Annotated in this window: 24 protein-coding genes; 14 read left to right on the top strand and 10 right to left on the bottom strand. The window is 52.7% G+C overall.

Going from position 1 to position 20,380, the window contains the following annotated elements:
• Nucleotides 1-16: 16 nt before the first annotated feature.
• Nucleotides 17-202, bottom strand: coding sequence for a hypothetical protein (locus INT21_RS12345; RefSeq protein WP_193085288.1), 186 nt, complete (start codon nt 200-202; stop codon nt 17-19).
• A 145-nt stretch (nt 203-347) separates the two neighbouring features.
• On the opposite strand from INT21_RS12345, the gene INT21_RS12340 reads away from it, so the two are divergent.
• Together INT21_RS12340 and INT21_RS12335 are read left to right on the top strand one after the other, a co-directional pair.
• Nucleotides 348-542 (top strand): hypothetical protein, encoded by a 195-nt coding sequence (locus tag INT21_RS12340; RefSeq protein ID WP_193085287.1) that lies wholly within the window; start codon nt 348-350, stop codon nt 540-542.
• Nucleotides 543-850: 308 nt separating this feature from the next.
• Nucleotides 851-1,807: a restriction endonuclease gene (locus INT21_RS12335; RefSeq protein WP_193085286.1), complete on the top strand. Its 957-nt coding sequence runs from the start codon at nt 851-853 to the stop codon at nt 1,805-1,807.
• 62 nt (nt 1,808-1,869) lie between these two features.
• On the opposite strand, the gene INT21_RS12330 is transcribed toward INT21_RS12335, so the two are convergent.
• Complete coding sequence (locus tag INT21_RS12330; protein ID WP_100732359.1) at nt 1,870-2,250, bottom strand: hypothetical protein; 381 nt, start codon at nt 2,248-2,250, stop codon at nt 1,870-1,872.
• A gap of 3 nt (nt 2,251-2,253) precedes the next feature.
• Nucleotides 2,254-3,216 carry an ADP-ribosylglycohydrolase family protein gene (locus INT21_RS12325; RefSeq protein ID WP_226930648.1) on the bottom strand — a complete coding sequence of 321 codons (963 nt, stop codon included), beginning with the start codon at nt 3,214-3,216 and terminating at the stop codon, nt 2,254-2,256.
• A 107-nt stretch (nt 3,217-3,323) separates the two neighbouring features.
• Between INT21_RS12325 and INT21_RS12320 the strand changes: the two genes are divergently transcribed.
• Both INT21_RS12320 and INT21_RS12315 read left to right on the top strand, forming a co-directional pair.
• Nucleotides 3,324-4,229, top strand: coding sequence for a metallophosphoesterase (locus tag INT21_RS12320; RefSeq protein WP_193085285.1), 906 nt, complete (start codon nt 3,324-3,326; stop codon nt 4,227-4,229).
• 26 nt (nt 4,230-4,255) lie between these two features.
• On the top strand, nt 4,256-5,452 hold the full coding sequence (locus INT21_RS12315; protein WP_193085284.1) for a PcfJ domain-containing protein: 1,197 nt from the start codon (nt 4,256-4,258) through the stop codon (nt 5,450-5,452).
• A 131-nt stretch (nt 5,453-5,583) separates the two neighbouring features.
• On the opposite strand, the gene INT21_RS12310 is transcribed toward INT21_RS12315, so the two are convergent.
• Nucleotides 5,584-6,252 carry a hypothetical protein gene (locus tag INT21_RS12310; protein ID WP_193085283.1) on the bottom strand — a complete coding sequence of 223 codons (669 nt, stop codon included), beginning with the start codon at nt 6,250-6,252 and terminating at the stop codon, nt 5,584-5,586.
• A gap of 216 nt (nt 6,253-6,468) precedes the next feature.
• On the opposite strand from INT21_RS12310, the gene INT21_RS12305 reads away from it, so the two are divergent.
• Both INT21_RS12305 and INT21_RS12300 read left to right on the top strand, forming a co-directional pair.
• Nucleotides 6,469-7,134 (top strand): cold-shock protein, encoded by a 666-nt coding sequence (locus tag INT21_RS12305; protein ID WP_193085282.1) that lies wholly within the window; start codon nt 6,469-6,471, stop codon nt 7,132-7,134.
• A 125-nt stretch (nt 7,135-7,259) separates the two neighbouring features.
• Nucleotides 7,260-8,066, top strand: a complete 807-nt coding sequence (locus tag INT21_RS12300; protein WP_205739090.1) for a hypothetical protein — start codon at nt 7,260-7,262, stop codon at nt 8,064-8,066.
• Between the two features lie 439 nt (nt 8,067-8,505).
• On the opposite strand, the gene INT21_RS12295 is transcribed toward INT21_RS12300, so the two are convergent.
• Both INT21_RS12295 and INT21_RS12290 read right to left on the bottom strand, forming a co-directional pair.
• A complete protein-coding gene (locus INT21_RS12295) occupies nt 8,506-9,807 on the bottom strand; it encodes a vWA domain-containing protein (protein WP_193085281.1) in 1,302 nt (433 codons plus the stop codon).
• Nucleotides 9,804-10,955 (bottom strand): ATP-binding protein, encoded by a 1,152-nt coding sequence (locus INT21_RS12290; protein WP_193085280.1) that lies wholly within the window; start codon nt 10,953-10,955, stop codon nt 9,804-9,806. The genes INT21_RS12295 and INT21_RS12290 overlap by 4 nt, the downstream gene beginning before the upstream one ends.
• A gap of 315 nt (nt 10,956-11,270) precedes the next feature.
• Here INT21_RS12290 and INT21_RS12285 point away from each other — a divergent pair, with 315 nt between their 5' ends.
• From INT21_RS12285 to INT21_RS12265, 5 genes are all read left to right on the top strand, one after another.
• Complete coding sequence (locus INT21_RS12285; RefSeq protein WP_193085279.1) at nt 11,271-11,888, top strand: DUF2201 family putative metallopeptidase; 618 nt, start codon at nt 11,271-11,273, stop codon at nt 11,886-11,888.
• 40 nt (nt 11,889-11,928) lie between these two features.
• Nucleotides 11,929-12,960 carry a helix-turn-helix transcriptional regulator gene (locus INT21_RS12280; RefSeq protein ID WP_193085278.1) on the top strand — a complete coding sequence of 344 codons (1,032 nt, stop codon included), beginning with the start codon at nt 11,929-11,931 and terminating at the stop codon, nt 12,958-12,960.
• Nucleotides 12,961-13,051: 91 nt separating this feature from the next.
• Nucleotides 13,052-13,567 (top strand): gamma-glutamylcyclotransferase family protein, encoded by a 516-nt coding sequence (locus INT21_RS12275; RefSeq protein WP_193085277.1) that lies wholly within the window; start codon nt 13,052-13,054, stop codon nt 13,565-13,567.
• Nucleotides 13,567-14,070: an opioid growth factor receptor-related protein gene (locus INT21_RS12270; RefSeq protein WP_193085276.1), complete on the top strand. Its 504-nt coding sequence runs from the start codon at nt 13,567-13,569 to the stop codon at nt 14,068-14,070. The genes INT21_RS12275 and INT21_RS12270 overlap by 1 nt, the downstream gene beginning before the upstream one ends.
• A 400-nt stretch (nt 14,071-14,470) precedes the next feature.
• Nucleotides 14,471-15,130 carry a hypothetical protein gene (locus tag INT21_RS12265; protein WP_193085275.1) on the top strand — a complete coding sequence of 220 codons (660 nt, stop codon included), beginning with the start codon at nt 14,471-14,473 and terminating at the stop codon, nt 15,128-15,130.
• Here the strand turns inward: INT21_RS12265 and INT21_RS12260 are convergent.
• Entirely contained in the window at nt 15,127-15,453 is a 327-nt protein-coding gene (locus INT21_RS12260; RefSeq protein ID WP_193085274.1) for a hypothetical protein, read from the bottom strand. The genes INT21_RS12265 and INT21_RS12260 overlap by 4 nt on opposite strands.
• Between INT21_RS12260 and INT21_RS20405 the strand changes: the two genes are divergently transcribed.
• A complete protein-coding gene (locus INT21_RS20405; protein ID WP_226930647.1) occupies nt 15,349-15,582 on the top strand; it encodes a hypothetical protein in 234 nt (77 codons plus the stop codon). The two genes, INT21_RS12260 and INT21_RS20405, sit on opposite strands and share 105 nt — an antisense overlap.
• Here INT21_RS20405 and INT21_RS12255 read toward each other — a convergent pair.
• Both INT21_RS12255 and INT21_RS12250 read right to left on the bottom strand, forming a co-directional pair.
• Nucleotides 15,579-16,793, bottom strand: a complete 1,215-nt coding sequence (locus INT21_RS12255) for a DUF4236 domain-containing protein (protein ID WP_193085273.1) — start codon at nt 16,791-16,793, stop codon at nt 15,579-15,581. The genes INT21_RS20405 and INT21_RS12255 overlap by 4 nt on opposite strands.
• A 28-nt stretch (nt 16,794-16,821) precedes the next feature.
• Nucleotides 16,822-17,394, bottom strand: coding sequence for a hypothetical protein (locus INT21_RS12250; protein ID WP_226930646.1), 573 nt, complete (start codon nt 17,392-17,394; stop codon nt 16,822-16,824).
• A 155-nt stretch (nt 17,395-17,549) separates the two neighbouring features.
• Between INT21_RS12250 and INT21_RS12245 the strand changes: the two genes are divergently transcribed.
• The gene (locus INT21_RS12245) at nt 17,550-17,774 is read left to right on the top strand and encodes a hypothetical protein (RefSeq protein ID WP_193085272.1); all 225 of its coding nucleotides are present in this window, start codon (nt 17,550-17,552) and stop codon (nt 17,772-17,774) included.
• Nucleotides 17,775-17,852: 78 nt separating this feature from the next.
• Nucleotides 17,853-18,200, top strand: coding sequence for a LexA family protein (locus INT21_RS12240; protein WP_193085271.1), 348 nt, complete (start codon nt 17,853-17,855; stop codon nt 18,198-18,200).
• Nucleotides 18,201-18,489: 289 nt separating this feature from the next.
• Here INT21_RS12240 and ltrA read toward each other — a convergent pair whose 3' ends face one another.
• Complete coding sequence (gene ltrA, locus INT21_RS12235) at nt 18,490-19,740, bottom strand: group II intron reverse transcriptase/maturase (RefSeq protein ID WP_193085270.1); 1,251 nt, start codon at nt 19,738-19,740, stop codon at nt 18,490-18,492.
• Between the last annotated feature and the right edge of the window lie 640 nt (nt 19,741-20,380).

Genomic DNA, 20,380 nt, shown 5'->3' with positions numbered 1-20,380 from the left:
ATCCAGACGAAGCTTCTTATAGCAGAAAGTTAATTTCAGCTACCCACGTTCCCTTATCGTTACGGGTTTGCGTAGCCAGGCTGTGCATCACCTCAAGGCCGGGGAAATCTAATGCGCGCAGCTGCCGGTAAACGTTGGCTTCCGCCCGGGAAGGTAGCGCGTTAAGCTCGGTCTCGCTCAGGCGTGGGTAAATCTCAGCCAAGTTACCTCCCCAGTTAATCTATGTTCGCTGCATGGCTAAGCCGGTAGTCTACTTGGGCTAAATGTATTTGAGTATTCTACTTAAAATAGTGTGCATCGCAGACCATTTGACGCGTTAGCAACTGGCATCGGCTTTGGAGACTCACATGAAGCAAGAAATCATTGGGAATACAGTCAGACGGCGTATACAGGAAGCGGTTCAAAACACGTCGGAACTCGCGTCTTCTGAAAGTGCGGATGTCGCCTTCCATCTGACTGATTGGCTAGGCGACCTAGATCGCTTAGTACAGTTCTATTCAGCGCCAGAGCAATTCAGCGATCAAGAGGTTCACCGGTTATGAGTCAATTTTCTAGTGCATGCGCCCAACCATGTTGCTGCTGCGGCTGCTCTGCTGGCGGACAGCCCAGTGAGCGATATCTTTCAGGTTGGGGCTGTACGGCACGAATAGCCGACATAGGCCAGCTATGCGGCACATTTTGCATTTTTTTCTTGGGCTTAATCCTTCTAAGTGCCAGACAACTTATCTGTATGGGGGTGCTCAAAGCCAGCTAGCGTGTGATCGATGTAAGTTATATCAACAACGCCAATATTCATAAAGCCTTATATTGAGGTAAGCTCTGTTAAATTTCATACTATTGAGAACGCCCCATGTTGCCCCAGGTTTTTACCTTTGCGAAAGTGCCCGATACCGTACGCCCTATCATTTACAATGCGATTAAAGAAGGCAAGTCACGCTTTGGTATGTGGGATCAAGAGGTGTCGCTACGAGAGCAATACCATGGGGCTAACGGCTTCCTGCTTAACATTAAGCCAGGCGACTGGATTGTGCACGTTAACCTGCCAGCCTATGGGCAATGTGTTGCCGTTCAGGTCTGCGGGGAGTATGACTTTGATCAGGGCGTAGAGTGCGCCTGGGGACGCGACTTTTGTAACTATCTGACCGTTGACCCTAGCACCCTCATCGAGTTTTCACGCAACGATACCAACGTCCTTCCTTCGGTAAACTTGAGGCCCATGCGTCGTGGTCAACGCGTTTTGAACGTAGCGGATTTTTTGACAAGCATCGAGAATCTGAAAACAAGCCGCTACAACGATATTACGCCTAGCCTAAGAAGTATTATCCACCTGAGAGAACGCGTGAATCAGGACGTTTTACCTCGACTTACGCAGGCCATTCAGGAAATGAACAAAGGCAAGGATTTCGAGATATTTCTGCATGAAGTGTTTATGCAGATGCCACACACCGTGTCGGTTAAAAACGGTTTTGGCTGGCGTACTGATCATGGTGCAGACTTACTCGTTGATTTTCAGAACCCCATCGGTGGTGTAACACTGAGTACGCGCTTGGTAGTGCAAGCAAAGTCCTATTCGGGTGCGCATCACGACCTTAACGCTGTTGATCAGATTGTTGAAGGCATGGAGAAGTACAACGCCGATGGTGGCTTATTGATCACCACAGGGCAGGCAACCGAAACACTTGAAAATTATGCGGCGGAAAAGAGCGAAGCGTGTGGACGCACCATTGACTTGATTGCGGGGCCTGAGGTGGGCCGCTTTGTACTCCGCCACGCCCCGCATTTATTGATTGGTAATGACTTCGCTTAAATCCGCACATACGTTGTAACAATGGGCGGACTTCCGAAACGAATTAGCGCAGCCTGCGCTGATCAGCACTGGTCTGCATGTTGCTCAATTAAGTGAAATGGGTATAGCCAAAAATCTACGCTCGGGAAACGGCACTCCCCCGTCTCATCCTCCAAAAATGACAGCACCTTTTGGTAGGTTGGGCTGTCTTCATCAGGCGCCACTGCCAAGTAAATAGACCCTTGGTAACAGCACGGAGCCTTGCCTGGCGCTGCATGCACGCATGGCTCCCATGGAATCTCATTAGCCTCTAGCCACTCAACAACGTGTTGGCGACCCTGGTGATCTTCCCAGTGCGTACCCAAAATATCGTCGTCATGACTTTCATTTTTGAAAGTTAAAAATAGGATATCCCGCTGTGCTTGGAGGCCAATCTCCATCGTGGTCTTAACTAAGCGCGGCATATTTCACTCTCCACGTTGTTTGAGGGCGTATAGCGCTCTGGCCAGCTGTTCTATTTTGTCTCGCCACGCTAACGTCGTTAACCACCGTTCGGGCAGTGCTTTAACTCCCCACGCAGCACCTGCCAGCTGCCCCGTTACTGCAGCAACCGTGTCAGCGTCATCGCCTAAGTTGGCGGCCAGCACTAGCGCTTCTTCCAACGAACGTGCCTGCCAACAGCACCATAGGGCAGCCTCTAGGGTGTCGATGACATAGCCACTGGAAGACACTTCCTCGCGCGACAGCTCACAAAACAGCCCCGACTGAAGCGCTAAGATACGATCGCCTTGGGCAGGGGTAGTTGGCATCTGTGCGAGCACCTTGCTCAGAGGCTCGCCTTGCAACAACCGCCAAAGCACGGCACCCATTAATGCGACAGCATCCAAACAATCGGGGCTTGCATGCGTGGTAAGACTGCTTCGCACCGCTAACGACACTGCCTCTTGCTCACTGTTCGCCACCATAACGGCTGGCGCGAGGCGCATAATGCCGCCATTACCGCTTTGATACGCTTGGGTGCCGCCCGCATTGGCGTCTTGTGTGCGTTCAAAACGTTGCAAGGCATTCAAGGTAGTGTCACCAATATCAATGCAGCGGTCTTGGCAGGCCATGTAACCTTCTCGCCACCAGCGCACGTAGCGGCTTAACTGATCGTGCGGATCAAACGACTGACGATTCACTAGACTTTCAGCCAAACACAGCACCATGGCGGTATCGTCTGTCCACTCCCCAGGGGCAACATTAAAGACACCGCCTCCGCGCATCTCCGTGTGGTGAGGATGTTGATCCCGGATACAAAACTCCAGCGTGGTACCTAACGCATCTCCAGCTGCTAAGCTTAACAGCGAACCAAGGTAACGGTATAACTCATCCATGTTGGGATTGACGGCGGGCAGTGGCTGTTGTGGGGGTCGATTCTCGTTCGTCATAAGCGCCTCTACATAAGGTATGTTTTCATACCTTACCGCCTACTTGCGACACCAAGCGTCGCACCCTAATGCGATGCTGGCAGCACTCAACACGGAGGAGAGGCTGCATGAACAATACACCCCACTACGATATCATCGGCGATGTGCATGGCCAGTTAGCGACGCTGGAGGCACTCCTAACCCGCTTGGGGTATCGCAAGGGGCCGCAGGGTTGGCAGCAACCGGGGCATGTGGCGGTATTTGTGGGTGATATTATTGATAAAGGGCCGTGGCCAGGCGCGGTACTTCGCTTAGTACGCCAAATGGTCGATGCGGGCCACGCGCTTATGGTCGTGGGGAATCACGAACTGAACTGGGTACGAGACGCGTATCACCATCAAGACGATCTAAGCGCTTTTATTCACGCCACGCGCCAGCATAATGATCGCCAACGGCTGGTCGATGAATTTGCCAACGAGGAAGATGGCCTAGCGCTACTCCTTGATCATTTTCAGTGGCTACGCACACAGCCTCTCTTTTTAGAGCTAGAGCATTGTCGCGTGGTACATGCTTGGTGGCATGAAGCTTCACTTCAGCATTTAAAAGCGATGGGCATTCGCTGCTTGGACGATGCCGCCATGGCCGCTTATGAAGACACTTACTCGACCACCTATTTTGCGATGGATCGAGTGATTGCCGGCTGCGAACACACGGTTCGTCCCTATGTCTCAGCGTCGGGGTTTCGTACTATTAGAAAGCGCGTTCGGTGGTGGCCCAACGACGTGGCACTGATTCACCCCTGGGAGCTCTTACCCACCCAGGCGCGTGAGCATGGCTATCCCCATAACGCCCACCCTACTTTTTTTGGTCATTATGCGCTGACAGGCACCCCGCTGCGCTTGGGCCGTAACGTGGCTTGCCTTGATTACGCGGCGGCTTACGGAGGTGCGTTAGTGGCTTATACCCATTCACCGGGAACGCCGCTGTCGTTAAGCGGTTTCAAGAGTGTGGATGTGATCCACCATCAAGACTGAGGCTGAAAATACTTATGCGCGCATGGATGCACCGTGCCTTACAACGATGGGCACTCACATCGTTTCAGAAGATGGCGACGCGTGACGATCAACGTATTGTCTTCGACTTATCGGCTGCCGTTGGTTACCCCTTGGTCGTGAAAGTATCTCCATGGTGCTCACCCGCACCTTTTGCCTGGGTCAGCGAAACCCATCATGAGCCGCTGGCGTGGGGAGAGTTCTTAGCCCCTGCGGGGATTGGTTGGCAGGCCCTGATGAGCACTCAGGGCGAGGCCTTAACGCGGGGCATGCCTGCTGAGGTAACAACACTGGTTAATGCCGTACCCTTTTTGGGCATGGAGCTGGCCCAGCTGACAGGCCGCCATCCAGCAGCCTTGGATCTGGCGGTTTACTCTCCCCTTCTACTGGTGTTACTCACTGAGAAAGCCATAGAGCATCAGTGGTCAGAACCCTATCTATTGAGCTTGCTCAGCAAAAAGCAATCTGAGCTGTGCGGCTATGCTGGCTTATCCAGTACGCAGGCGACTGCCAAACTGCTGCGCCGATGCGCGCTCACCCCTATGATTGGGCGAGAGTTCATCGCACTTAAGCGCGCATTAATGGATCCCCGTACCACGTCTCTACTTCGGCACCATCCGGCACCCTATGCTCAACAGTTAATTTTCTTAGGGAATTACCAAGGCGAACGGTGGCCTGGGTTACTCGCGCTCATTGATGAGGCGTTGAACCCGACCAACCGAACTCATGATCGGGCTTGGCTAACCTCCATGTTAGAAGACACACACCGCCTAGATGCTGCTAACCGCTCAAGGCTTCGTCGTGTTACATCGTTAGCGGAGCTACAAGTGCTGCATGATCGTCGTATTGCACGCTTTAATGCCCGAAATGATGCGCAAAGTGAGGTTCAAGCTGACATGCTGGAAAAGCGTTATGGGCCTTTCCCCAACGCCCCTCTACCGAACCAAGAAGGTATTTGCGCCTTAACCTCTTGGAGTTCACTCTTGCTTGAAGGCAAACGCATGCAGCACTGTGTGGGAAGTTACCACACGTTGGTGGCACAAGGGTCTATCGCGATTTACCACATGAGCCATCCAGAGCACTTAACCGTTGCCATTTCTCCCTTGGGTGATAAATGGGTGCTTAGTCAGGCGCGAGGCAAGCGCAATGCCATGCCCTCGGAACAAGCACTGCAGGCAGTCATGCGTTGGTCAGGCGAGCAGTAATCACAATTGACCCTGCCGCCAAACCGAGATGTTATGCCCATGAGCTGTTTTGGGATACGTGACGCTGATATCAGTGCAGAGATGTTCACGGTTACCAGCAAGCTCATGGACATCGATTAGAACAATTCAGCTTAACGAGATGACCACTTCATGAAATCATGAAGAGCAGGCACCTGCAGCCCCATGTCATCAGAAAACTCGTATTCATCTTCCGACACCTGGTTAGTCGCATAAGCCCGTAGCCAAAATTTACGTTCGTCTGCGCTTAGCACATATCCCTTGTTATGATCACTACCCTTTAGCCGGTCAGGCATCGCCCAGCCCCGTTTTGACATCTTGGCAATCGTAATGACCAGGTGAGTCATCAGCGCTTGTTCGGGAGCCACTAGCTGATGGAAGTAAGGCCAAAACTCTTGATCTTCTGGTGAGCCTTGCCAGCCTCTATTACGTTTGACGTCATCAAGGTTTTCATACGGATGAGAATGAAAGGTGCCCACCAGTTCAATATTTTGCCAGTAGCGCTCAAAAAACTGTTTTTTGGCAATGATAGAGTCAAAATTTGGCTGAACCCAATCTTCGTGGCGAGTTGCTGACGTTTCAACTGTCGACATTGTGGCGACGATACGTGCAGGTAAATCACCCTTTGCCGGAATGGAGTATCCCCAGAGAAGGCCGAACGTTTCCAGCTTCGCATACCCTTTTGAACGTTCACGGCCTCGATGCTCAAATTCGTAGGCTTCAAACGCTGTCGTGAAGAGCTGAGGTACGACGTACTCTTCTATATAGGTGACTTTTTCCATAAATAATCTCTTTATAGGTTCAGGCGATACCTTTAAGGCACACTAACCTTAGGGCAGCAGCCTAAGAGAGAGCAAGCTTATCGGAAGATTATGAACTTACATTACAACCTCCCTGCTCAGACTCTTTTTAGTTATGATGAGCAACCTTAGGGTATATCGCGGCGTTAAAAACACACCGCATATCCACGGATAACAACATGATGTAAGGGACTTGTCGTGCAAGGTGTCATCATTGCTTACAGCGCACAAAAGAAATATGGCTTTATTACCGGCGAGGATGGTGACAGCTACTTCTTTCACCGAAATCATTTAAAACAGCCGAACACGTCACCAAAGAAAGGCTTGTCGGTCAGCTTTGACCCAGTACCCACACCCAAAGGTATGGCAGCGCGTCAGATTGAAGTGAACGACAAAGCTCCCTCTTGCTGGGTGTACCACACACCAGAGGAGTTTATTACCTCAAATAGCACTCAGTGTGGTCGCCATCACGAGGTCATTGCCCAAGGCAAGCGTATTTCTTATGCCGCCAAAAGCCCTGTAGAAGTCAGAGAAGGCTTAGCCACTAAAGCAAAAATTGCTGGTTTTAATGGATTAATTCAGACAGCGATGGAACGCAAAACAGGATGGAGCAAACTTAATCCCAATCATCGCTACACGTACCATATATTTTCCGGCGTTCCTGCAATTATCCGACGCAAGGAGGCTGTCACTGACAAAGCCGTGGCTGACGCTTCAAAAATCAGACTAGATGCTGCTGTAAAATCGGCTCTAAGCACGCCCATCTCGAATAAAGAACACGATGACGGAAAGCTATTTGCCTTTATTATGAGCGGCGTCGGCATACTGATTTTTCTTTTCATCGTGTCTAATGTATTGAGGTAAGCCATGACGATCCTGATAATTCAGCTGCCCATGAACCAGAACGCCATACTATGAACCCATATTTCAGCTCCGATGATCTACGTTTCGTTATACAACACAGCTTAGATAAGCAAAACCATCGCCCAATGGCAGAATTTTGCGGCCTATCACCCGAGCAAGTGTATAGCTGGCTATATGCACCTTTTGGTGAGTTTTCAGGAGTCACCATCCACCCACCAGATGATTTATCCACCAGCCCGGTGATGCGTTACTTATCGCTCATTGTAGAGGCTGCCATGCAGCAAGGTGGCGCCTTTAAAGCAACACCGAAGGGCAACCTGCCCACCACGTTAGTCAAACAGGCTAGTGCCCTACTCCCAGCGTTCGCAGTGTCTCAGCACCACACTCATATCAGCATCAGTGAGTTTGCGGGCCATAACGAAGAAGCGTTTAATGCCTTGCACTACACGCGCATTCTTGCGGAAGCGGCAGGCATCATTTACCGCCGTAGTGGTAAGTTTCATGTAAAGAAAACCGCGCAAAAACAGTATCAAACACATGGCCTTCACGGTTTTTTTCTACCGATGCTCGAAGCGGCGGTCACAAAATATAACTGGGGTTATCTGGATAGCTGGCCAGAAGAGGCTGACCTTCGGCCGTTTTGGCTATTTATGTTGTGGCGGTTACAACGTCACGGTTCTGTAGATCAATTGACTAACGAGGTGGCCGTGGCTTTCCCCCGTTTTGTTGACGAACTGCCCACCGATACACACTCCTCGCCCACGCGCTTGCTGCGCTTATTGATCGAGTCTCGTTTTGTAGGTCGCTTTTTACAGTTTTGGGGATTTGTAACTATCGACCCGAAGGACATGTTTTCGGATGCGACAGCGCCGAGAATGGTCAACCAGCTATCTCTGCTTTCAAAGGCGTTTAAGTTCTCGACTGATCAATAATTAGTAGCAATAGCTGAGGCTATTATGTTGCTTGCCCGCACATCCTTGGGAGCGGCAATAGCGTGTTTTTGGCTGATCGACGTAGAGAGTTGTGTAGGGTGTCGCGGCGGACATGGGTAGCTGTCTAGTGCAGCCGGGCAATGCGAGCCTTCTGTTACCTCCAATTCTGAGAGAGCTGGGTTTTGCACTTGCGCTGTCGCTAGGCCGTGGCAATGATCCGCTCAACGTGGTAGAAACTATCGGTCGACTCCGCACCACACTGTCCACATGGTGGAGGATCCGCAAGGAAGCCTGTAGCAGCCTGCAGCCGCACAATACTAATCCAGATGAACAACCATATTTTTATGCGCATAAAAGTGTGGCTTAATTGCTCAACTTCCATAAAAACGTTATCCAACAAACACACCTTTTAATCGTCACGGGTAGATCGATATTCTTCCTAGGTGCTGCGGTTCGCTAACCTTCCAAAGATAGCGTCCAGCTCATCAGGCTCAGTGTGACCGTCGCTTTGAGACCTGGCATGTCTATCGGTAGTGACGCGGTCCGCTATAGGCCCCCCATCCATGGATAGCGCCTCACCCCAGGGCACAGGGAGCCGGTGGTTCGCAGTGAGACACCATATCACCGGGTAGCCGGGTGACCGCTGGGGTGCGCTGATCATTCCATCCGTTAACGCCACCAGTGCGTTAGGTGGTGTGGTCGCCAGCGACTCAAATACGGGGCGGATATCACTTCCGCCACCGCCTTGGCACTGCCAGCGCGCGAGCTCATGGAGCTGACCTTCGTGCAGCATACTGCGCTGGGTAATCTGGCTATCGAACTCAATGACGTCCACCGCCACCCGATCGCAGGCCGCTAAAATACCGGCAAGCTCGCTTAAAAAGTGTGGTAACGCCCGTTGGCAACTGCCGCTGGTGTCAATGGCGACGGCAAGCGAGAGCGTTTGGCTTCGCTGGCTGGGTAGGTACAGGCCACGATGCAGATGGCGACGCGATGGCGGTAGCCACTGCCGGTTGCCGGTTAACGTCCGTTGAATATGGCTCGCCAGCACCTGCTGCCACGGCACTTGAGGTTTCCGCAAGCGCTCGATGAGCGTGTTCAGATGCCCTGGCAAATGACCTTGCTGACGCTGATGCTGCTGAGCAGTGGCGACTAAACGCTGCTGCCAGACTCGGGCGCTTTCTGGCGTGACAGATTTGGGTGTGAAATCTGGATCGATCACGTCCCCCACTGCCGTCACGGCAACATGGAGCGTATGTTCATCCAGTACGCGCCCACGCTCTCGTCGGTGGGGATGCTGGCGAAGGTCAGCGTAGATTTGCTCAGCCGAGCAGCCTAAATAGCGGCGGTGATAGAGCGCATCGTCTGGGCAGTGGCGTAGCTCTTCGCGCAAAATGCCGTTGATTTCGTAGTCACAGGCGCGGTTCCAGTCGTTAGGGTCACGTCCGAACTGCCGAGCATGATGGCCCAAGGCGCAGTGCCACACCTCATGCGCCAGAATAAAACGGCGATCTGCATCACTGCGCTGAGCCATAAACTGGGCATTGACGAAGATCGTTTCGCCATCCGTGCCTGCCGTCGGCAGGCGGTCATCGACAACGCTCACAACTGACAGCTGCATCAGTAACCGAGCGGTAAAAGGTTGTGCCGACATTAAAACCGCACGGTCTGCTTCGCACTGGCGTTGGATGTGGCGCTTGAGCGTTTGTTCGGCAGCGCTAGGGCCGCGCTGGCAACTCATGACACCGACTCAGCCGCCCACGCAGCATTCATATGATTGGCCAGGTGTGTTTGAAACACACTCCCATGCTGCTCGCTCCACGCATCAAAGGCGGGGTGGCTCATTAACGCTAAAGTACGCGATTGCTGTTGGACGTCATTGGCACCTTGCATCGCATCCATCAGCGCTAGCGTGGCAAAGTCGGCACTGAGCGCCTGGCTGATCTGAAAAAAGCGCGCGATACGCCGCTGTGTTTTAGCATCATAAAGTGCGTCATCAGCAACGTGTTGCCATAACGTGTGGGCAAGCCCCGCGCAAAAAGCGTAGCGCTGATCAGCGCGCGTTGGAATTTCGATGGGCGCTTTTCCATTCAGCATGGCAGGGATGTCTGGCAACTTGAGCGCCCAATCACGGAACGCCAAAAACTCGGTTGCCGCGCCCTGCCCGACGAGACCATGAACCATCAGCGCTTGGGTAGCCGCAGGCAGCTTCTGACTGTGGTAAAGCGACTGCGCCACGCGCGTCCAGCTACGCGGGCTTGGCCAGCCCTGCTCAACATTGCCCTCCATGTCGAAGAAGCATTCTGGCCGAAAGCGTAAAAATGCGGTCACGTCGGGATGCAGCCCCTCTCCGGCCGCCCAGCGCGTCCAGGTGTCTAGGTCAGGTGTTAGGCTGATATGACAAAAGCGGTTCGCTAGGGCACTAGAGAATGTTTGCGCGACGGCGCGGTCTTCGCTGCGATTTCCAGCTCCCACCACCAGCCAGCCCGGCGGCAGGCGGTAAAGATCCCCTAAGCGTCGATCTAAGATCAGTTCGTACGCAGCGACCTGCAGGCTGCGGTCTGCGGCGGTGAGTTCATCGAACAGCAAAATGCCACGACTATTAAGGTCTCGTGGCCACTCACCGGCCAACAGCCAGTCCACCACACCGCGCTCATGATCAGGCACCGGCAGGCCACGCAGGTCGATAGGTTCACGCTGAGCTAGGCGAATATCAATAAAACCTATGCCCTGCTGCTCAGCCACTTGACGCACCACCGAGCTTTTCCCTACGCCTGGCGGCCCCCAAAGCATCAGCGGTGGCAGTTGCTCTGCCAGCATTGGGTCGCTAGCGAGTTGGTCTACCTGATGGCGTAGCAGTTGCTGTGCTTGAGCGGGGGTTGCATACATAGAAGGCACTCCAATGCGCTGTGATTGCCAACCAGTATGTGCCGCACTTGCGACATTATATGTCGCAAAAAAGTATTTCCTCATTCACTGTGCATATTACATTTCTCTATTTCATCGGTCTGACAATCCCTTGGTCGTAGGTTAAATTTCTGCTGGGCCCACTATCCAAACCCTGAGCCGCATGCATGTCGAACTAGCAAACAAAGTCAAAGGTTGTAGGTCTAGCACTAGAATGTATATCTGAGCTATACGACACCAAATGTCGCAACCACGTCATATCCTCATCCTCTCTTATCAGGGACGGTGGACGCTACAATGACCACGAACGAATGTGTAACGACTCAAGACACTACCCAACAGGAAATCGCCAAGTGGCTAGATGATCGTGAGCAATGGAAACACGAAATGCCCGTCATGGGCTTTTTAAGCCAGTTTCTCACCCTTACCTCCGTCACTGACTCACATTTTCACAGTGCGGGCACGGATGGCAAGCAGCTTTATATTTGCCCAGATTACAGTGCCACATTATCTGATAGGTCCCGTCAGTTCTTACAAGCGCACCTCATTTGGCACTGTGTGGCAGGCCATCTGACCGCACCGCTGGTGGCCAACTATCAACGTTGGCACCTGGCGTGTGACCATGAAGTGAATGCACTGCTGTTGACACTCGGGATTCCTTTCCCTGCTGATGCCCTGCTCTTTCCAGTATGCGTGGGGCGCAGCGCGATGAGCGTTTATCGCTGGCTGGAAGGGCACCCCAATATTGCGGTAGAAGCGTCCATCGATATCCACCCCGCCGCCCTCTGGCATACATTACCCACGACTCACATAGACCCAAGTACCGTGACGCTGTGGCGACAGCGTGCTCACCTAGTCGCTAAAGAGCCCGGCGCTTTACCGGCGCGGGTCGCTAAGTTTTGTGAGGCGCGTTAAACTCAACGCTTTCATGAGTTCAGCCAAGGTTGGCGTCACTATGTCCGAACCCCGCGATACGCTTTTCCGTTACTTAACCATGTTGCAGCTGATTCCTCGCTTTCCAGGGCGTATCGCGACGCCCGTGTTGAAAGAGAAGCTTGCAGAGCGCGGGTTTAATATCGATACACGTTCTCTGCAGCGGGATTTAAGCCAAAAGCTCTCCACGCAGTTTCCGATTGGCTGTGACGATAGCCAGAAACCTTACCGATGGTATTTTGATCGTGACTTTCAGTGCCAGCTACCTGCACTTGATGTACCCAGTGCGCTAACGCTGGTATTGGCGGAAGAGTATTTGAAGGGGCTGCTGCCTCCGGTGGTGGTCGGCCAGCTCTCGCCCCACTTTACTGACGCACGGAAATTGCTGGACGACATGAGCGCTAATGGGCTTAGCCAGTGGGCACGTAAGGTACGCGCCATTCCTAACGGCAAAGCGCTGATCCCCGCTGAGATTAACGAGGCAACCTGGCAGACCATCTCGCAGGCACTCCTTGAGCAGAAAGCCGTTGACGTTATTTATCTATCACGCACCAGCCACTCTGAAAAGGCGTTTACCCTCCACCCTCAAGGCATTGTGAGCCGCCACAGTGCCACCTATCTGTTAGCTCATGTGGATGGGTTTAAGGATCTGCGCCAGTTCGCCCTTCACCGCGTGAAGCAGGCAACACTCAGTCAACAGCCCTGGCAAGAGCAGCACGATTTTGACGTTGATGAGTACATCAAAGGCGGTGCGTTTGGGTATCGGCAGGGGCCGAGCGATGTGGTGCTGGAAGCTGACATTGCTAAACCGGTGGCGTGGCTACTACAGGAAACGCCGCTATCAGACACACAATCGATAGAGGCGTTGCCGGATACTGACGGCTGGTATCGGCTGACCGCCCACGTACCGGATGATCAGCAGACGCTGTGGTGGCTGATGGGCATGGGACCAAATATCAAGGTCACCGCGCCTCACGCATGGCGAGAGACGATCAAAACGAACGCAGAACAGATGTTGGCGCACTACGCCATAGAGTCCTCATCGTCTTCATAAACACTCGTTAGCCTCATGGTCTGACACACCTTTTTTTCCGCATGCGGAAAAATACGACGACGTTATCATTGCTACACCTAGGAGGGTTTCCATGCTCTATTTTGCCTACGGTTCCAACATGGCAACCCAGCGCTTAGCGGCTCGCGTTCCAGCACGCTTTGTGACCACTGCCCTTCTGCCCGCTTACCGCCTAGCGTTTCACCAGCGCGGCGGGGACGGCTCAGGCAAGTGCGATATTGTGCCTGCCTCAGCGCAGTCCGCTGTCTATGGGGTCATTTGGGAAATGGCGTCTCATCACAAGCCGACGCTCGATCGCTATGAGGGACTGGGCGCGGCGTATAACGAGACGTGGCTTACCGTTACGGATCTCGCCAGTGACCGGCAGTTTGAGGTGCAGGCGTATATCGGCAACCTCACCGCACTCGGTCTGCGCCCCTATACCTGGTATAAGCACCATGTGCTTACCGGGGCACGTGAGCATGGCCTGCCCGCCTATTACCTTCGTGCACTGGAGGGCATTGAGGCGCATCAGGATGACAATGCCGAGCGCCATGCCCGAGAGATGGCGTTATATGCCCCGTTGGAACCCCTGATGAGTGCTACTTAATGGATAATGATCAGCGCTTGATTGCTTTTTACGGTGGCGAAGGCTTGGATCATAAAGGTCGGTGTCTTGAGGATATTTGGGCGCTATCGCCTTTTTGGCTAGAGCACACCCATGACTATATTCAGTGGCTGTTCCCTATCCCGGAGGCCGGCCGTTTTAATGCCTTTGCTCCCTTGCTGACGCCAACGGTACAGGCTGCGTTTGAGAGAAGTGACGTTATGCGCCAGCATCAGCAGCGCTCGCTTGAGGTGATGCTCGATTTTTTTGGCCTCGCTCGGGAGGGGAGCAATATCGTCGCTCAACCAACGCTGGCAATACAAACCCATATTTGGCTAAAAGCGGGAGGCCATAACCATTTACGTATCACGCGGATGATTCGGTCGTTAGCCTTGTGCCACCAGCCCGACCTAGCCCGCACCTTTCAGCAAGCGGTCATCGAGATCGGCACCCAGCAGGGAGTAGTCTCTGAGCCGTCGATTCAGTATTGGCGAGAAGCCTTTTAAACCAGCTTAAACGGTTCAATGTCGCGAAAGATGTCGATTTCGGTCATCTCGCGGCGGAGTGTCAACGCTTATACCGCCGCCACTTAAAAAATGCCTGGCTACAGCGAAACGTCAAAATGACTTACATCACTATCGTGATTTTAAATTCACGCCAAAACTAAGATAAAGCTGCCCAGCAATACCCAGTAAATTTATTCTTTGTATAAGTACAGCTGAGCCGACCAGCACTGATCAGAACTAGCCAAAGGAAAGAAAGAAACTCTCATATTCACTAGCATCTTGCGCCAAGAAACCAATAAAATAAAATGAGCCTGTGCGCCATCAATCCATAGCTTTGAAAAAGCATACATTCTCTTGAATTGTGATCAACCACAACTACTCATTAAACTTTAGGACTCTCATGTCGATATGTATTGTCTCTCTTTCAGATCAATCTTTTTTCACTATAGTGACTGCTGCTTTAGAAGCATATAAAGTTGATCATGCTAAGCATGACTCAGGTGAGTCGGAAAAATATCTTGAAACATTTGGCAACCTATGGGGCTACCGTAGTGAAGACACTGCAGGAAAAAAGGTCTTTCGAGTCGTAATGGCTGATGTTTCAACAGCGGCGGAGAGATCCCAAGATTTTGTCATCGACAAAAAAGAAAGCTACGATGCTAAAAGTAGCTTTATAGAAACATATTATCCAGAATTAAGTTTTATTGGGGACTATCATAGCCATCCCTATACCATTCAAAGGGATGGTGTCAAAACTGAGCTAGATCTTGAAAGAAACGAACTCTATCAATTTTCTAGTAGTGACTTTAAGTCTGTAAAGCATCAACAACAAGAGTTAGAACGTAAGTACAACGTTGGCCTGGTTGCCACAGTCTATGAACGTGACAGAAGCATCAAGCGATCAAGAAAGCACATTGATGAAAAGAGCTGCATCCGATTTCAATATCAAAATATGACCATCTGGATAAAAGCCTATGTCTGGACTGGTCATGATTACCGCCGTAAATCTGACAAAATGGTTTGTTTGATTTGTCCTAATCTTGGTTTCAATGCTGGTTAACTAGGCACAAAGTATTTTCCTGCGGTAGATTCATAAAAAAATTGCATTACTTTGAGCTGAACGTCTAGACGCTGTCGCTCTTTTAGCTGGAACAAGCGCACGGCTATATTCAGTGGCTGTTCCCTAGGCCGCTTTAACGCCTTTACGCCCCAGTTAGTGCCAATGGCTGAAGCCGCTACGACGTTATACGTCAGCATCAACAGCGCTCGCTTGAGGTGATGCTTGATTTTTGTGGCCTCACTTGGGTTGAGAACGGCATCGTCGCTCAACCCACCCTGGTCATACCAACGCACATTTGGCTGAAAGCCGGTGGCCATAATCATTTACGTATCACGCGGATGATTCGGTCGTTAGCCTTGTGCCACCAGCCCGACCTAGCCCGCACCTTTCAGCAAGCCGTCATCAAGGTAGTCTCTGAAACGTCGATTCGGTATTGGCGAGAGGCGTTTTAAACCAGCATAAACGGTTCAATATCACGAAAGATGCCGGTTTTGGTCATATCGCGGCGCAGCGTAAACGCTTCTACCGCCGCCACCGGGTCGACCTGCGCCAGCTGATCAAAGTGGATACGGTTCCACTGTGCTCGGGTGACCTTGATACTGTAAAGATACTGATCGCGCGTACCGCCCGTGGTGAGATCAACCACTTGGCGATATCCAGATACCCGCACTTCTTGAACAGAGGGCAAACGCACAAACACGGCGCCAAGCACACGAAAGGCAATGCCGTGGACATGGTCACGGTACAGTTTGCGCTGTCGGGTGGCACTCAGGGACTTGGGGGTGAGCTTGAGCGCTTTGGCGGGCATCGTCCATTCTCGATCCGGCATGTCATCGCCAGAGGGCAGGTCAATGTCCAGCGCCATCGTGGTGTCATCACTTCCCAAATCAAAATCGATCACGGTCTCGCGAGGCCAGTCGATCTCTTCCAGGCGCTCTTGAAGCGTGAGTGTCATGTCATCACGTTGTCTTAGCACGCCCTGCTCTTCTCGCTGCTGTCGGGCAAACTCGGCGGCATCAAAATCGGCTTTGCGGTGCTCCCAGGTACGATAGTCATCATTAAACCGCGTCTGGCGACGTGTGTTATCGGACTCGTGTTGACGGCGTGCCGGTGGCCAGAGCGCTTTCCACCATGGAAGAGGCACCGGCGTGGGCGGAGTGGGTGCCGGCTCAGCAAAGTGGCGTGGGGTGTAGCCACGGCAGTGAGGAGATGGGGTATCGTGGTGCAGCTGACCTAAGCGCACGATGTCCGCGTTTAATTCATCGCAGAGTGTCTTGAGCTGTGCACGAATAGCATCACGTGCATGACGGCGCAGCCAACGTACGTCCTGGTCGCTGAGTGGAGTGCCATCTTCAAATAGGTAGCGCACGTTGCCGTCTTTCTTAACCGACAGCTGAAGCCCCAGCGACTCCCCTTGCCCAATGCGCGTTTCTAGGGCTGAGGGGGCACTTGCTTGCTCCTTTGAAGAAGCGCGCCGAGATGACGACAGCTGGGTGCGATAGGCCAGTCCTGTTCCAGGAAGTCCGGCATGCGCATGGATACCTCGTGGCCCCATGCTGACACTTGCATCACGCGGGCCGACAGAAAGGCCCACACCACGCTTGCTGATATTCAGGCGCACGCCGGGCGCAAGCGAAATACGACGTTGAAAACGATAAGCCATCGACACTCCTTGAAGCGGGAACCTTACGTCATTGGTTCACGCGCCGTTGATTGCGCTTACCCACGACACAGTACCAGCGCGCCTCTTCCTCTTGCCGCCGCTTAATCGCCGCCTGCATGGCTTCTTCTGAGGTCGCATAGCGGGTGCGTGACGTACCGTAACTGAACTGAGCGCTGCGTTTTTTGCGTGAACCACCGGGCATCAACGCATACCAAGCCGTTACCCAGAGTGTTGTCCCAGTGGTACGCTCGTAATGGTAAACGCCCGTTATCGGGCCAGCGGGCCGTTCACGATGACGCGCGACGGAGCGTGCCTCTACTCGCAACAACTCCTTCCAGCGGCGTTCGCCCCAAATCTCTCTGCCGCGCTGGTCTCGATACGCAAGGCATCGCTCAAAGGTATCGTATTCATTGGCTAAGCGCGGGATCGACCTGGTTTCGGGTTTCCCCGACGGTCGTGGCACGCGCACCATGGGGTTACTGTGGCTTTTGGGCCACGATAAATTCTGGATATTCCAACTTCCGATGATGATGTCAGCCTGAGCCAGTGACGGTACACAGAGTGCGATAGCAGCGAGCCATCGCCTTACAGATCCTTTCATGGACATTCCCTAACAATAGTGCCACTGGGGTAATAGGTGGCAGGCTACACAGCATGCGTTGACAGCCTACCGTGTGCTGCCATGATGTAAAGAACATCAAGGTTCGTAGCGAGTGATCTCATTACGTCGAAAAAAAGCATCAGGGGGATAAGCCATTGGAACGCAATAGCGTCAGCGATAACGCCGTTGGCCGGCGAGAGCCGCCGTTAAAGAAGTTGGAGGGCTCAGTGCGCGAATACCGCCAGCCTTTTGAGCCGGTAGGTCTTAGCGATTGGGAAGCGGTGATGCTGGACGGATTAACGCCCGACACGGCCCATGCGGATGCGTTGGCATCGCCGACCTCAACAGAACTTGGAGAAGAGCCCGACAATCAGCGGTAAATCCTCGCTCAAGGCTTGTCGATACTGCACCTCCCTATATACTGTATGCATATATAGTATTTAGAGGAGATTTCACGTATGACCACCACCGCCTCATGGGTCGGCAGTGCTGCCCTAAATCCTGCTCCGCAACCTGTGCCTATGTTCACCAGCGCCGTACGGGCAGGATTTCCTAGCCCGGCGGATGATCACCTAGATGCGGAGATGGATCTGCATGGCTATGTCGTTAAACGGCCTGCCGCCACGTTCTTTGCGCGCTCAGAGGGCGACTCTATGATCGGTGATGGTATCCATCACGGTGATCTGCTGGTGGTAGATCGGAGCCTAGAGCCGCTGCCTGGTCGGGTGATTGTGGTTGCGCTCGATGGCGAACTCACCGTGAAGCGCTTAGAGCGTGTGGGGCAACGTACCAGGGCAAACGCATGAAAGATTTCAACCAGCCAATATCGTCGCTAAATAGCTTTCATCCAATGCTGCTTTTTTCTGCTTTCGGCGTATACCACCTTTAAAACTTGTCTCCCCCTTGAGGTAATTCAAGGCAATGTGACGAACCCTGGCAAGGTTCTCAGCCGCATAACCTCGATGGATTTTGCAAGCATCTTCTCGTAGGGCGACATCCAGTGACCAGTGCAACTTATGGTGAGTAGACCGTAGGAGCCTCCCCTGCAGCCTCTCGCAGAACGGAACGTGAACCTCTCGATTCATTCCGCTCCCATCAAGCAAACGCTCCACGCATACCTTGCCGCCAATGGGCAAACAAACGGGGACACTGCTCCGAAATCCTTTCCATGAATTTCGATGCCTGTGTCTTATGTCGTCTTAGGGGTTTGAACTTTCTTCTCGCCCACCGCACCAGAGCTTTATTGACATGCCGAAAGATGGCATAGAGCGCCGACCGGTAGAAAGCTCCGTAATACGCAAGCCATCCATTAAGGATCGGGTTCAGCCATTTTGCCATCTGGGCAATACTCAGCTCCGTGCGAAGTCGAACGCGCAGCTCTCTGATTCTTCGCTTCATACCCGTCAGTGACATTTTGCTCACAGCAGGTGTAAAGCTCAAGAATAGACTGTTGCGCTTCCGGTTTTTGACGACACGACGTCGAAATGTATACCCCAGAAAGTCAAACTGAGTATGTTCATGTTTGCCTTTCCGGCTGCCGTCTTTGCAGTATATGACTTTGGTTTTGACAGGATGCAATTCCAGACCACATTCCGCAAAGCGACTCCGAAGAACCGAGAGCATGTACTCTGCTTCTTCACGAGATCGGCAGTGTACAAGACCGTCATCCGCATAACGGCACCACTTGACGCTTGGATAGTGTCTCTCTAACCATTTGTCGAATACATAGTGTAGAAAGAGGTTCGCCAACACGGGACTAATAACCCCACCCTGTGGGGTTCCCTGTGTTCTGGCAATCCACTCTCCATTCTTGCCTTGCAGCGGTGCCGTCAGCCAGCGCTCAATATATAGCTTGACCCACGGTGAATCCGTATGTTTCTCGACGGCCTTCATCAGCAAGTCATGTCGAATGTTGTCAAACAGCCCTTTGATGTCAAACTCCAGCACCCAGTCGAACTGCCAGCAGCGCTTTCGCGTGATACCGACTGCATCCAGCGCTGATTTCCCTGGCCGGTAGCCATAGGAGTCTGGCAGGAACACCCGCTCGGCTGAGGGTTCGAACGCCATCTTGACAACCATCTGAGCTATTCGATCGCTGACGGTTGGTATCCCCAGAATACGCTCTCCACCCGTTTTCTTAGGAATGGCCACAGCCATAACCGGAGGAGGAAAGTAGGTACCCGAGGACATGCGATTCCAGATCTTGTACATGTTCCTTTTCAGATTGAGGTCAAAGTCACTGAGTGACTCTCCGTCAACGCCTGCACTGCCTTGATTGGCTTTTACCAATTGGTAGGCTCGCAGGACATCCCATTTTGATATGGTGAAAGGCTTGGCCTCTATCATAGCCTCCTCCTGTCAACTGACAGTTGGGCCATGACACAAGCCCGCTTGACGCAACCCCTTCGCTCCATGCCCATTACAGGCACTTCCTTGCTACTACGAGTTGCTCCGTCCCAGTATCATGCATCGGTACTCTCATGCTTGCCATTTCAGTGGCTTGCATTTCTCCCTTGGCATCATGATGACTGGTTCCCGCAGTTCCCACAAAGAGCCCGATACAGAGTCATGCCCACTATACGCCGGACACCGCTTGCACAGCCTTCGGAGCTCGCTTGCAAACTGTTCCCGGAAGGTAGAAACGCCCCCGGTTTTGATGTCAGTCTCTGGATTACGACGCGTCAACATGGGTTCGGGATAACTCATCTCTCTGCACCCTACCTGCCAGCTCATTGACTGGCGTTTCCTCAACGCTCACGACCCGTGCTCTTAACAGGAGCCGCTTGAGGTGGTTTGAAGCCGGCTTCCGACAGCAGACTTCGGTGGACCTACCACCATCTCTTCATGAGCTTATGCCATCGTCAGCTGCCATCCTATGCGGCTGATTTCTGTGCCTGCGGCACACTTTCCACGAACCAATGCTGGCGGGCCGCTTCAGCCAGTTTTTTAGCACTCAATTCTGCTGAACTGATGTAGTAGCGCAACG

This window comes from Halomonas sp. 3F2F, from assembly GCF_014897805.1.
Taxonomy (GTDB): domain Bacteria; phylum Pseudomonadota; class Gammaproteobacteria; order Pseudomonadales; family Halomonadaceae; genus Vreelandella.
Note: the sequence above shows the minus strand (reverse complement) of the source record. Positions and strands in the feature narration are given on the sequence as shown.

Excerpts from the sequence above, each read along its gene's own strand:
- INT21_RS12340 (WP_193085287.1), top strand. The coding sequence starts at position 348 with ATGAAGCAAGAAATCATTGGGAATACAGTCAGACGGCGTATACAGGAA.
- INT21_RS12335 (WP_193085286.1), top strand. The coding sequence starts at position 851 with ATGTTGCCCCAGGTTTTTACCTTTGCGAAAGTGCCCGATACCGTACGC.
- INT21_RS12330 (WP_100732359.1), bottom strand. The coding sequence starts at position 2,250 with ATGCCGCGCTTAGTTAAGACCACGATGGAGATTGGCCTCCAAGCACAG.
- INT21_RS12325 (WP_226930648.1), bottom strand. The coding sequence starts at position 3,216 with ATGACGAACGAGAATCGACCCCCACAACAGCCACTGCCCGCCGTCAAT.
- INT21_RS12320 (WP_193085285.1), top strand. The coding sequence starts at position 3,324 with ATGAACAATACACCCCACTACGATATCATCGGCGATGTGCATGGCCAG.
- INT21_RS12315 (WP_193085284.1), top strand. The coding sequence starts at position 4,256 with ATGCACCGTGCCTTACAACGATGGGCACTCACATCGTTTCAGAAGATG.
- INT21_RS12310 (WP_193085283.1), bottom strand. The coding sequence starts at position 6,252 with ATGGAAAAAGTCACCTATATAGAAGAGTACGTCGTACCTCAGCTCTTC.
- INT21_RS12300 (WP_205739090.1), top strand. The coding sequence starts at position 7,260 with ATGGCAGAATTTTGCGGCCTATCACCCGAGCAAGTGTATAGCTGGCTA.
- INT21_RS12295 (WP_193085281.1), bottom strand. The coding sequence starts at position 9,807 with ATGAGTTGCCAGCGCGGCCCTAGCGCTGCCGAACAAACGCTCAAGCGC.
- INT21_RS12290 (WP_193085280.1), bottom strand. The coding sequence starts at position 10,955 with ATGTATGCAACCCCCGCTCAAGCACAGCAACTGCTACGCCATCAGGTA.
- INT21_RS12285 (WP_193085279.1), top strand. The coding sequence starts at position 11,271 with ATGACCACGAACGAATGTGTAACGACTCAAGACACTACCCAACAGGAA.
- INT21_RS12280 (WP_193085278.1), top strand. The coding sequence starts at position 11,929 with ATGTCCGAACCCCGCGATACGCTTTTCCGTTACTTAACCATGTTGCAG.
- INT21_RS12275 (WP_193085277.1), top strand. The coding sequence starts at position 13,052 with ATGCTCTATTTTGCCTACGGTTCCAACATGGCAACCCAGCGCTTAGCG.
- INT21_RS12270 (WP_193085276.1), top strand. The coding sequence starts at position 13,567 with ATGGATAATGATCAGCGCTTGATTGCTTTTTACGGTGGCGAAGGCTTG.
- INT21_RS12265 (WP_193085275.1), top strand. The coding sequence starts at position 14,471 with ATGTCGATATGTATTGTCTCTCTTTCAGATCAATCTTTTTTCACTATA.
- INT21_RS20405 (WP_226930647.1), top strand. The coding sequence starts at position 15,349 with ATGCTTGATTTTTGTGGCCTCACTTGGGTTGAGAACGGCATCGTCGCT.
- INT21_RS12260 (WP_193085274.1), bottom strand. The coding sequence starts at position 15,453 with ATGATTATGGCCACCGGCTTTCAGCCAAATGTGCGTTGGTATGACCAG.
- INT21_RS12255 (WP_193085273.1), bottom strand. The coding sequence starts at position 16,793 with ATGGCTTATCGTTTTCAACGTCGTATTTCGCTTGCGCCCGGCGTGCGC.
- INT21_RS12250 (WP_226930646.1), bottom strand. The coding sequence starts at position 17,394 with ATGAAAGGATCTGTAAGGCGATGGCTCGCTGCTATCGCACTCTGTGTA.
- INT21_RS12240 (WP_193085271.1), top strand. The coding sequence starts at position 17,853 with ATGACCACCACCGCCTCATGGGTCGGCAGTGCTGCCCTAAATCCTGCT.
- ltrA (WP_193085270.1), bottom strand. The coding sequence starts at position 19,740 with ATGATAGAGGCCAAGCCTTTCACCATATCAAAATGGGATGTCCTGCGA.